The sequence below is a fragment of the Vibrio sp. QJM3NY_27 genome, from assembly GCF_057785955.1.
Window position 1 is genome coordinate 1,877,558 of the sequence record NZ_CM173512.1, and the last position, 10,402, is coordinate 1,887,959.

The 10,402-nt window shown below is 44.0% G+C and carries 9 protein-coding genes; 7 read left to right on the forward strand and 2 right to left on the reverse strand.

Going from position 1 to position 10,402, the window contains the following annotated elements; all coding sequences use genetic code 11:
* On the reverse strand, window positions 1-1,896 hold the full coding sequence (locus tag AC3CIA_RS23815; RefSeq protein ID WP_488519213.1) for an extracellular solute-binding protein: 1,896 nt from the start codon (window positions 1,894-1,896) through the stop codon (window positions 1-3).
* Between the two features lie 341 nt (window positions 1,897-2,237).
* Here AC3CIA_RS23815 and AC3CIA_RS23820 point away from each other — a divergent pair, with 341 nt between their 5' ends.
* Window positions 2,238-3,290: an endonuclease/exonuclease/phosphatase family protein gene (locus AC3CIA_RS23820; RefSeq protein WP_488519214.1), complete on the forward strand. Its 1,053-nt coding sequence runs from the start codon at window positions 2,238-2,240 to the stop codon at window positions 3,288-3,290.
* Window positions 3,291-3,483: 193 nt separating this feature from the next.
* Here AC3CIA_RS23820 and AC3CIA_RS23825 read toward each other — a convergent pair whose 3' ends face one another.
* Entirely contained in the window at window positions 3,484-4,119 is a 636-nt protein-coding gene (locus AC3CIA_RS23825) for a porin family protein (protein WP_171315821.1), read from the reverse strand.
* Window positions 4,120-4,509: 390 nt separating this feature from the next.
* On the opposite strand from AC3CIA_RS23825, the gene AC3CIA_RS23830 reads away from it, so the two are divergent.
* The 6 genes from AC3CIA_RS23830 to rbsK all read left to right on the forward strand — a co-directional run bounded on the left by AC3CIA_RS23830 (window position 4,510) and on the right by rbsK (window position 10,297).
* On the forward strand, window positions 4,510-4,911 hold the full coding sequence (locus tag AC3CIA_RS23830; RefSeq protein WP_114635460.1) for a winged helix-turn-helix domain-containing protein: 402 nt from the start codon (window positions 4,510-4,512) through the stop codon (window positions 4,909-4,911).
* 234 nt (window positions 4,912-5,145) lie between these two features.
* Window positions 5,146-5,565 (forward strand): D-ribose pyranase, encoded by a 420-nt coding sequence (gene rbsD / locus AC3CIA_RS23835; RefSeq protein ID WP_488519215.1) that lies wholly within the window; start codon window positions 5,146-5,148, stop codon window positions 5,563-5,565.
* A gap of 100 nt (window positions 5,566-5,665) precedes the next feature.
* Window positions 5,666-7,171: a ribose ABC transporter ATP-binding protein RbsA gene (rbsA, locus tag AC3CIA_RS23840; RefSeq protein ID WP_171310630.1), complete on the forward strand. Its 1,506-nt coding sequence runs from the start codon at window positions 5,666-5,668 to the stop codon at window positions 7,169-7,171.
* Entirely contained in the window at window positions 7,168-8,154 is a 987-nt protein-coding gene (gene rbsC, locus AC3CIA_RS23845; protein WP_004730344.1) for a ribose ABC transporter permease, read from the forward strand. The genes rbsA and rbsC overlap by 4 nt, the downstream gene beginning before the upstream one ends.
* Before the next feature lie 127 nt (window positions 8,155-8,281).
* The gene (gene rbsB / locus AC3CIA_RS23850) at window positions 8,282-9,160 is read left to right on the forward strand and encodes a ribose ABC transporter substrate-binding protein RbsB (protein WP_054547007.1); all 879 of its coding nucleotides are present in this window, start codon (window positions 8,282-8,284) and stop codon (window positions 9,158-9,160) included.
* 192 nt (window positions 9,161-9,352) lie between these two features.
* Window positions 9,353-10,297, forward strand: coding sequence for a ribokinase (rbsK, locus tag AC3CIA_RS23855; RefSeq protein WP_488519216.1), 945 nt, complete (start codon window positions 9,353-9,355; stop codon window positions 10,295-10,297).
* The last annotated feature ends 105 nt before the right edge of the window (window positions 10,298-10,402 follow it).

Here is a 10,402-nt window from a genome sequence, read left to right on the forward strand (position 1 = left end):
CTAGCGACGTTTTTCAGGAAGCAATGCCGCCTTCTCTTCTGAAATCCACCATGTATCAATGCCTAAATCGTATTTAGGTAATACATCTGGACGCTCAAACTTGTCCCACATTGCAACGCGATATTCACCAACGTGCCATTGAGGGATGTTGTAGAAATTCCACTGCAATACACGGTCAAGTGAACGACCTAGTGTAAGAAGCTTTTCAGGATGCTGTTGGTTACGCGCAATTTCTTCTGTTAACGCATCAACCACCGGATCCATCACACCTGCAGTATTGTAAGTAGAATCAATGTAGTTAGAGTTCCAAACAATCATTAAGTTCGGGCTAGGATAAGGGTTTGCAGAAAACGATGAAGACACCATGTCGAAATCACGATCACGAAGACGCTTGATGTACTGAGTCGTATCGATAGTACGAATCTTCATCTCGATGCCCATACGCTTGAGGTTCTTTTGAACCGGCGTTGCAATACGTTCCGTAGTTGGGCTGTAAATCAACAACTCAAATGACATCGGCTTGCCGGTCTTTTCATTGGTCATCACTTTGTCTTTCAGTACCCACCCTGACTCTTTCAATAACTTGAAAGCGGTGCGCATTTGGCTACGAATACGGCCGCTGCCATCGGTTACTGAAGGTTGAAATTCTTCAGTGAAGACTCTCGGTGGGATTTGATCTTTATACTGAGAAAGCAACTCGACTTCAGCTTCGCTTGGTAAGCCCTTCGCTTCATAGTCAGTGTTTTGGAAGTAACTACGAGTACGTTTGTACTGACCGTAGAACATGTTCTTGTTCATCCACTCAAAGTCCATCGCGTAGGTTAACGCTTCTCGAACTTTAGGATCAGAGAACACAGGAGATTGAATATTGAAGACAAAACCTTGAGTCGTCTCTGGCTTCTCATGGTTGATCTCTTCTTTAATGATGTAGCCTTTGTCGAAGTTTGCGCCCGTGTAAGAGTTGGCCCAGAACTTAGCCGAGTTCTCGGTTCGAAGATCGAACTCCCCTGCTTTGAAGGCTTCCAGCATTACCGTGTCATCGCGATAGTAATCGTACTGCACTTGCTTGAAGTTGTTGCGACCCACGTTAACAGGCAGATCCGCAGCCCAGTAATTTTCATCTAAACCGTAGGTCACGCTTTGACCCGATTTATAGCTGATGATCTTATAAGGGCCACTGCCCACAGGCGGTTCACTTAGCGGCTCAGACAGTTTTCTGTCTTTCCAGAAATGTTTTGGTAATACACGAGTGCTTTGGGCAAAGCTAAATAGCTTCTCGCGGTTTGGCTTGTTCATCTCAATACGAACAACCGAATCAGAAACAGCCGTTACTGATTCGATCTCTTTGTAATACACGCGATATTGAGGCACACCTTCTTTTGAAAATTTATCAAAGGTGAAGGCAACATCGTGAGCTGTGATTGGTTTGCCATCTTGGAATTTAGCATCTGGGTTGATATCGATTTCCATCCAAGAGAAGTCACTTGCGTAGCGAATTTTGGAAGCGATCAATGGATAGTAAGCATCAATCTCGTCACTCGGAGAAAACATCAAGGTATCGTAAATCTCACCCGTATAACTGGCAGCAACGCCGCGGGAACCGAATCGATTAAAGCTATCGTAGGTACCTATGCTGCCATAGGTCACTTTGCCTTGCTTTGGCGCATCAGGGTTAACGTAATCAAAGTGAGTGAAATCAACTGGATATTTTGCTTCACCAAAACCGACCAGTTGAGTGGTTTCAATAACGATGACGGCTGGAGTAAATTCGGTATCAGAAGCGTGTGTAACGGAGGGATATAGAGCAATAAGCGGCAGCATGACTGCACATGAAGCTAAGTTAAACCTGAAAAACTGAGTGCGCTGCGAGGCTTTGCTTCGGAAATCTGTTCCCATTTGACTCTCCCTTCAAATGTCATGAATTCGATATTCAAGTTGATTAATCGGCTTTGAATGCATGCCGTTAAATCAAGTATAGGTTCAAATCTAACATCATGTAATAACTAATAAAACCATCAGCACCCTAACTCTTACCGTTTATTTACAATTAACTCGTCACCACTCGAATTTATTTGATGACGCAGGCTAAAACTGCGTCACAATAGTCTCACTAACGTAAATGACAGAAGCGTCGCTGACTTTGATTGGCCTAATTAATCAAACTTAACCCCCAAATAATCAACAAACTATACTCTAGTGGGGTATCCTTATCGCCTTGGTCTAAATGGAATGACGCTTTGAACAAACCAAACCAAATAACATTCGCAACGTTCAACCTTTTGAACTACCTAGAACCACCGAATGCTTATTATGATTTTGAGAATATCTACAGCTTCGAAGAGTGGCAAAAGAAGCAACATTGGATGGCGGAAGCGATTGGTTCAATAGATTGCGATGTGATTGGTTTCCAGGAGATATTTAGCCCACATTCTTTAGAGCAATTGATGAAGAAGCTTGGTTACCCATACTTTGCTGTCGTCGATAGCGCGCATGTTGAAGATGATTACCTATATACCTCGCCTGTCGTGGGTATCGCCTCTCGCTACCCGATTGAAAAAGTGCAGCCGGTTAAACCCGACTTAGAGTTGCTTTCAGCCTTCAATCTTAGTGACAGTTTTTCATTCAACCGAACGCCAGTACACGCCACAATTACCTTACCCCATTTGGGCTCGACTGATTGTTATGTGGTGCACTTCAAATCTCAGCGACCTACCGAACCAAAAGGGCAAACTCCAGATAACGCTGATAGCTCTAAAGCCTCGGGCAAACACAAGCCGAAAAGTGACACGTTGACTAGACTTCACCAAGAGCAACTCGGTTCTTGGTTATCAAGTGTTCAGCGCGGCCTAGAAGCACAGATGCTCCATCAATACATCACCAATCAGCGTTACCAAACCGATCAGCCTGTGGTGTTAATGGGTGACTTTAACAAACCACTGTTTCACGATGAGTTCAAAGGGCTACTAAGTTATTCAATAAACCGAGACGAAAACAGCAAGCATTGGCTTTCCCACTTTCGCTTGAAAGACAGCTGGGATCTCTATCATCAATTGCATGAAGAAGATTTGCTCGAACAACGCAAACCAACGCACTACTACGGTGCTTCTGGATCTGTACTGGACTACATTTTGATGTCCAATGAATTCGATTGTCAGAACTCATCAAGCTTGATGGAGATCTCTCGCTACACAGTGCTCGACCATCACCTCATCAATCCCAGCTTTGAACACGACCAATTCAGTACTGACCATGCCATCGTTGCTGTCACCGCTCATATTCGTGAAGCCTAGCTGCCCAATTGATATTCGCTTTAAACAGACGTCTCACCCGCTTTCACTAAAGCAACTCTACTCTACGTAAGGCCTAACAAAACAGACAGAAAAAAGCCGCAATCAAAAACTGCGGCTTTCCACTTTAGCTAAACGGGTTGAGCCAACCGACGCCCCATTTAGAACCGATTTACCATTTAGCAAAGTGTGAAACTTAGAAGTTGTAAGTTGCGCCAACATAAAATGAGTCCAATACAATGTCTCTTTCAACTTTTCTTTTTTGAGCAAACGCACCCTCGTAAGTTTCTATAGTAAAGGCATCAGCTTCGTAACCAAGTCTTAGGCTTAGCTTTGATAACTTTGGTGGTGTAAATTCAATGCCAACACCATAACGTACACCTGTACCTGTATCGTCGAAGTTAGAACTCGTCGGGCTTGAGCCGTCTGCGAATTTCATATCTAAATCTACAGAAGATAAACCGATGGTACCAAATGGACGTAAACCGTTATCAAATGTGTAACCAACGTTCGCTGCTACTGAAGCGATTTGAGGTGTCCACGTAAAGCCATCACTTTTGTCAGCACGGTTCTTTGCTACAACGTCGCCATAATCTGTGTATTGAAGCTCAAGTGATACGATTCGATTAAACTTGTATCCTGCAATCAGGCGGTAAGAATTATCTTCGGCTTCAAAGGTCACTGGAGCTGTAGTTGATGAAACTAAACCACCATCATCAATACCAGAGCTACCGATTGCGCCGCCTAGGTAGAAACCACTGTCTGCTGCTATTACATTGTTTGCTGCAAATGCTGACATCATCGCGATGCTGAAAATTAGTTTGTTGTTCATTACTGATTGACCTTACTTATTGCAAATCAAGATTGTTACGCCTTCCACTGCTGCACAATCTTGTTAGAGTTATCCGACACCCCGTCGAATTGGCAAGCAGGTTAATCTCACAGAAAACAAAAAAATAAATAAAAATATAATCACTTTGTAATTTCAAACAACACAATCAGTTAAAACAAAATAAACATCTGAATAATAAGCAAATAAAAATCAATCCATTTCTAGACCAGACCTCCCCTTATTTTTCAAACTATCCGATTTTTATATTTTATTGGTAAGGACTTACGAAGGCTTACTTTCAACAGTGACGTTATTTTGCATAATCCGCGCGCTTTATCTGCTATCCCAACCCACTCCTCCACAATGAAGAATGAGAAAGATCGAAAAACAATGAATAACGAAATCCACTTTGGCGACCTAACTCTTAATGTAGATACTCGAAACATCACTAACAAACAGGGGAACAAGATCTATTTACGTCACCACTTGTTTTCCGTGCTTTGTCTACTGTCGAAAAGCGCCGGACAACCCATCCCTAGAAAAGACATCGTGAATGCATGTTGGGGAAACGAAACGGTGCCGACACAAGCACTAACCAATGTCATTTATTGCTTAAGGAATGTTTTTGTTCGCTTGAGAGCATCTAACATCAAAATTGTTACGATTCCTCGATATGGCTATACCTTGTTCGTCATACCCAATACCAATGAAGCCGGTTATGTAGCATCAGAAAACCCTCTTAAAACATCCCCTACAGAATCTGTTCTAAATGTTCCGGTGAGTAAACCTTAGCTCCCTTTTCCTTAAGTTAACGTTACGTTGCCTTACCTTCTTAATTGCCGATGAAAGTGATTGCGATCACCAAAAAACGCCCCATCGAAACGTTTCGATGATCGTTGTCACACTCTAAAACAATCAAACGTGCAAATGATAAATCACACACTATTATCACTATCGAAACGTTTCGATGGCTTTTTCTTGAGTTGTTCTCAACCCATTAAGCGTTATTTTTCGATAGGTCGTGATATGAAAAAAAGTACCCTAATAAACTCTGAGCTCTCTTACCTAGTGGCGACTCTTGGCCATACAGATGAAATCACGATTTGTGATGCAGGGTTGCCGATTCCGGATCATGTGACTCGCATAGACCTTGCTTTGACTCACGGTGTTCCAAGTTTTCAGCAAACAGTAAAAACCATGTTAGATGAATCTCAAATTGAAGGCGTCGTGATTGCAGAAGAGTTTGCGAAAGTAAGCCCAGAACACCACGCAGCACTGGTTGATTTAATCAAGACAGAAGAAGCGCGTTGCGGCAAACCGCTTTCGATTACGTACATCACTCATGAAGAATTTAAGCAGCGTACGCATGAAAGTCGCGCGGTTATTCGCACTGGTGAATGCACACCATACGCAAATGTTATTTTCCAAGCTGGCGTAACGTTTTAGCTCAAGCGAAACGCAACGACAGTTCAGCGTCATTGCTGAACCAAACACAATACATATACAGAACAATCAAATACAACTGGCCCCGAGTAAAGGAACCGACATGACTCAAGCCATTTTAGAACTTAGCTCAATTGAGAAAGCCTTCCCTGGTGTTAAAGCATTAGATAAGGCAAGCCTCAACGTTTACCCAGGACGCGTAATGGCGTTAATGGGTGAAAACGGTGCAGGTAAATCAACGCTTATGAAAGTGCTTACGGGTATCTACCACTTGGACAGCGGCACTATCGCTTATCAAGGAAAACCGGCTGCATTTAAAGGACCTCGTGACTCCCAACAAGCCGGTATTAGTATCATTCACCAAGAGTTGAACCTAATACCAGAGCTAACCATTGCAGAGAACATCTTCTTAGGTCGTGAAATCACCGGAACCATGGGCCGCATTCTTTGGAACGAAATGTACCAAGAAGCGGACAAGTTACTTAAACGCCTTAACGTTAAACACAGTTCAAAAACACCTTTGGGTCAGTTAAGCCTTGGTGAACAACAAATGGTAGAGATCGCAAAAGCTCTATCATTTGAGTCTAAGGTCATCATCATGGATGAACCAACAGATGCGCTTACCGATACCGAAACTGAATCTCTGTTTAAAGTAATTAACGAACTGCGCGCTGAAGGCTGTGGCATTGTTTACATCTCTCACCGCTTAAAAGAGATCTTTGAGATTTGCGATGACATCACGGTACTTCGTGACGGTAAGTTCATTGGACAGTGTGAAGTAAAAGACACAGACGAAGACGGCCTCATCGAAATGATGGTAGGTCGTAAATTAGACGAACAATATCCACGTATCGGCCAGAGTCACGGTGAAACCTGCCTTGAAGTGATTGGCCTGACCGGTTCTGGTGTTCATGACGTGAGCTTTACGCTAAAACGCGGTGAAATCCTTGGCGTATCTGGCCTAATGGGTGCTGGCCGAACTGAACTGATGAAAGTGATTTACGGTGCACTTCCGAGTGAGCGTGGCGTCATCAACTTAGAAAACAAAACCATTAACCCTGTAAGCCCGAAAGATGGCTTGGCCAATGGCATTGCTTACATCTCTGAAGACCGTAAAGGTGATGGCCTTGTGCTAGGGCTTTCAGTGAAAGAAAACATGTCGTTATGTGCGCTGGATCTGCTGACTAAGAAAGGTCAAATCCAACATAAAGATGAAGTGATTGCAGTTGATGACTTCATCAAGCTTTTCAACATCAAGACCCCGACTCGCGAACAGATTATCGGCAACCTTTCTGGTGGCAACCAACAAAAAGTGGCCATCGCTAAAGGCTTGATGACCAAACCAAAAGTACTGATTCTTGATGAACCCACTCGTGGTGTCGATGTTGGTGCGAAAAAAGAGATTTACCAACTCATTAATAAATTTAAAGCCGACGGCATGAGCATCATTTTGGTCTCGTCTGAAATGCCAGAAGTGTTAGGAATGAGTGACCGCATCATGGTGATGCATGAAGGCCGTGTAAGCGGTGAATTTGATGCTAAAGAAGCAAACCAAGAATTATTACTGGCGTGTGCGGTCGGTAAAAAGATCAACGAGGACGCAGCATGAGTACTAAAACCATGAGCAAAACAACTGAAGCTCCAAAGAAAAAACCGTTAATCAGCAAAGAGTGGCTGATTGATCAAAAGTCATTGATTGCTTTGATCTTCCTGATTGTTGTCGTTTCATTCTTAAACCCAAACTTTTTCACCGTCGATAACATCCTCAATATCCTACGCCAAACTTCGATTAACGCCATTATCGCAGTAGGTATGACGCTGGTTATCTTAACCGCGGGTATCGACTTGAGTGTAGGCTCTGTACTTGCGCTTTGTGGTGCTTTCGCAGCCAGCATGATTGGCATGGAAATCCCAGTGATGATCGCAGTGCCAACCGCTCTAGTAGCAGGCGCAGCATTAGGTGCTATCAGTGGTGTGATTATCGCCAAGGGTAAGGTTCAAGCTTTCATCGCAACACTAGTGACCATGACTTTATTGCGCGGCGTAACCATGGTTTACACCGACGGTCGCCCTATCTCGACTGGTTTTACTGACACAGCAGACGCGTTCGCTTGGTTCGGTACAGGCTACGCAATGGGCATCCCAGTTCCAGTATGGATCATGGCCGTGGTATTCGCTGCAGTATGGTACCTACTTAACCACACACGCTTTGGTCGCTACGTTTACGCACTGGGTGGCAACGAATCAGCAACTCGCCTATCAGGCATCGACGTAGACAAAGTAAAAATCGGCGTTTACGCAATCTGTGGTCTGTTAGCAGCAGTGGCAGGCATCATCGTGGCATCTCGTTTGTCATCAGCTCAACCTACCGCAGGTATGGGCTACGAGCTAGACGCCATAGCTGCGGTAGTACTTGGCGGCACAAGCTTAGCTGGCGGTCGTGGTCGCATCATGGGCACATTGATTGGTGCTCTGATTATCGGCTTCCTAAACAACGCCCTAAACCTATTAGACGTATCTTCTTACTACCAGATGATTGCAAAAGCAGTGGTTATTCTTCTGGCGGTATTGGTCGACAACAAAAACAAGTAACACAAATTAATTTATTCAGTAAACGCAACACCTATTAAAAACAAGACGTAACAATTAAATCAATAAATAACGTAACAACGAGCTAGGATTATCCAACCTAGCTCACCCTACATAAAGGACTTACACCATGAAAAAATTAGCGACTCTTATTTCTGCTGCTCTTCTTTCTACAACGGTATCTGTGTCTGCACAGGCGCAAGATACAATGGCAATCGTTCTGTCTACATTGAACAACCCATTCTTCGTAACCATGAAAGATGGCGCAGAAGCGAAAGCTGAAGAGCTAGGCTACAAGCTTATCGTTCTTGATTCTCAAAACGACCCAAGCAAAGAGCTTTCGAACATTGAAGATCTAACCATTCGTGGTGTTAAAGCAATTCTGATTAATCCTACAGATTCAGATGCAGTATCTAACGCGATTCGCATTGCTAACCGTTCAAACATCCCAGTACTAACGCTAGACCGTGGCGCAAGCCGTGGTGACGTAGTTAGCCATATCGCTTCTGATAACGTTATCGGTGGTGAAATGGCGGGTCACTTCATCATGGAGAAAGTAGGCGAGAAAGCGAAAGTAATCCAACTGGAAGGTATCGCAGGTACTTCAGCAGCTCGTGAACGTGGTGAAGGCTTCATGAACGCAGTAAACGGCAGCGACCTTGAACTTCTTGCAAGCCAACCAGCTGATTTCGACCGTACTAAAGGTCTGAACGTAATGGAAAACTTGCTTGCAGCTAACCCAGACGTACAAGCAGTATTCGCTCAGAACGATGAAATGGCACTAGGTGCACTTCGCGCAGTTCAAGCTTCAGGTAAAGACGTAATGATCGTTGGCTTTGATGGCACTGACGATGGTATTGCTGCTGTTAACCGTGGCCTACTTGGCGCAACGGTTGCACAACAACCTGACCTAATCGGTTCTTTAGGTGTTGAAATGGCAGACAAAGTACTGAAAGGCGAGACAGTAGACGAGTACGTACCAGTACCTCTAAAAATTGTTGCTAAGTAATTGAATCCAACATCGATTAAATAAAGCAAAAAATAGAGCTACACACAGGCAGGGATTCCCCTATCCCTGCCTTATTTGCCCAACCCAGATAGTGTATCGCTGTTTCTCATAAGTCGTCTAAAAAGACGTGTAATTAACGTAATGAGAAAGACCCATGCATTTTCAAATACGATATATCATAAGGCTCGTATCATGACTCAACTGATTGTTTTAGGTAGCGTTAACGCTGACCACGTACTGCAAGTTCCTTCGTTCCCTCGTCCGGGTGAAACCTTGATTGGCGGTAACTATCAGGTCATCCCTGGCGGAAAAGGCGCAAACCAAGCCGTAGCAGCAGCAAGATTAAACGCAGACATTGGCTTTATCGCCTGTGTTGGTGACGACCCATTTGGGATCAATATTCGTCAAGACTTCGCCAAAGACGGCATCAACATCGACGGTGTGATCGTTGCAGACAACACCCCTACCGGCATCGCTATGATTCAAGTATCGGCAACGGGTGAAAACAGTATTTGTCTATCGGCTGAAGCAAACAACAAATTGACTTGCGACCAAATAGAACCGCATTTGGCTAAAATTCGCGACGCTAAGTATTTGTTAACTCAACTTGAAACGCCAATCGAAGGCATTGAATACGCAGCGAAAATTGCAAAAGAAAATGGCACTAAAGTTATCTTAAATCCAGCCCCGGCTCGTCCACTCTCAGATACGTTATTGGCTTGTGTTGATGTGATTACACCCAACGAAACAGAAGCGGAAGTGTTAACGGGTATTACAGTAACGGACAACGAATCGGCTCATACTGCAGCATTGGCTTTACATGCGAAAGGCATTGAAACGGTGATGATCACTCTAGGCGCCAAAGGCGTTTGGATTAGTCATGAAGGTCAAGGTGATGAAGAAAGCAAAGGCGAGCTAATCGCAGGTTTTCGCGTTGAAGCAACGGATACAACCGCAGCAGGCGACACATTCAATGGCGCATTAGTTACTGGCCTACTTGAAGATATGCCATTAGAACGCGCAATTAAGTTTGCTCATGCTGCAGCTGCAATTTCAGTGACTCGCTTTGGCGCTCAAACGTCAATTCCAAGCCGAGCTGAAACGGATGCTTTTCTAGCAGAACAGCTTTCGGCTTAATGTATTGTTTGGTCTTTAATTAGACCGCACAAATACCCAAGCATAAGCCTCTGTTTTCAGGCAGAATATCGCGCAACGTGGACAAGTTTCCCGCAAGGATTTTTT

What these genes read in the sequence shown, in the direction of transcription:
- rbsD (WP_488519215.1), top strand. Translation starts at nt 5,146, where the DNA reads ATGAAAAAAAGTACCCTAATAAACTCTGAGCTCTCTTACCTAGTGGCG.
- AC3CIA_RS23825 (WP_171315821.1), bottom strand. Translation starts at nt 4,119, where the DNA reads ATGAACAACAAACTAATTTTCAGCATCGCGATGATGTCAGCATTTGCA.
- AC3CIA_RS23830 (WP_114635460.1), top strand. Translation starts at nt 4,510, where the DNA reads ATGAATAACGAAATCCACTTTGGCGACCTAACTCTTAATGTAGATACT.
- rbsK (WP_488519216.1), top strand. Translation starts at nt 9,353, where the DNA reads ATGACTCAACTGATTGTTTTAGGTAGCGTTAACGCTGACCACGTACTG.
- rbsB (WP_054547007.1), top strand. Translation starts at nt 8,282, where the DNA reads ATGAAAAAATTAGCGACTCTTATTTCTGCTGCTCTTCTTTCTACAACG.
- rbsA (WP_171310630.1), top strand. Translation starts at nt 5,666, where the DNA reads ATGACTCAAGCCATTTTAGAACTTAGCTCAATTGAGAAAGCCTTCCCT.
- rbsC (WP_004730344.1), top strand. Translation starts at nt 7,168, where the DNA reads ATGAGTACTAAAACCATGAGCAAAACAACTGAAGCTCCAAAGAAAAAA.
- AC3CIA_RS23815 (WP_488519213.1), bottom strand. Translation starts at nt 1,896, where the DNA reads ATGGGAACAGATTTCCGAAGCAAAGCCTCGCAGCGCACTCAGTTTTTC.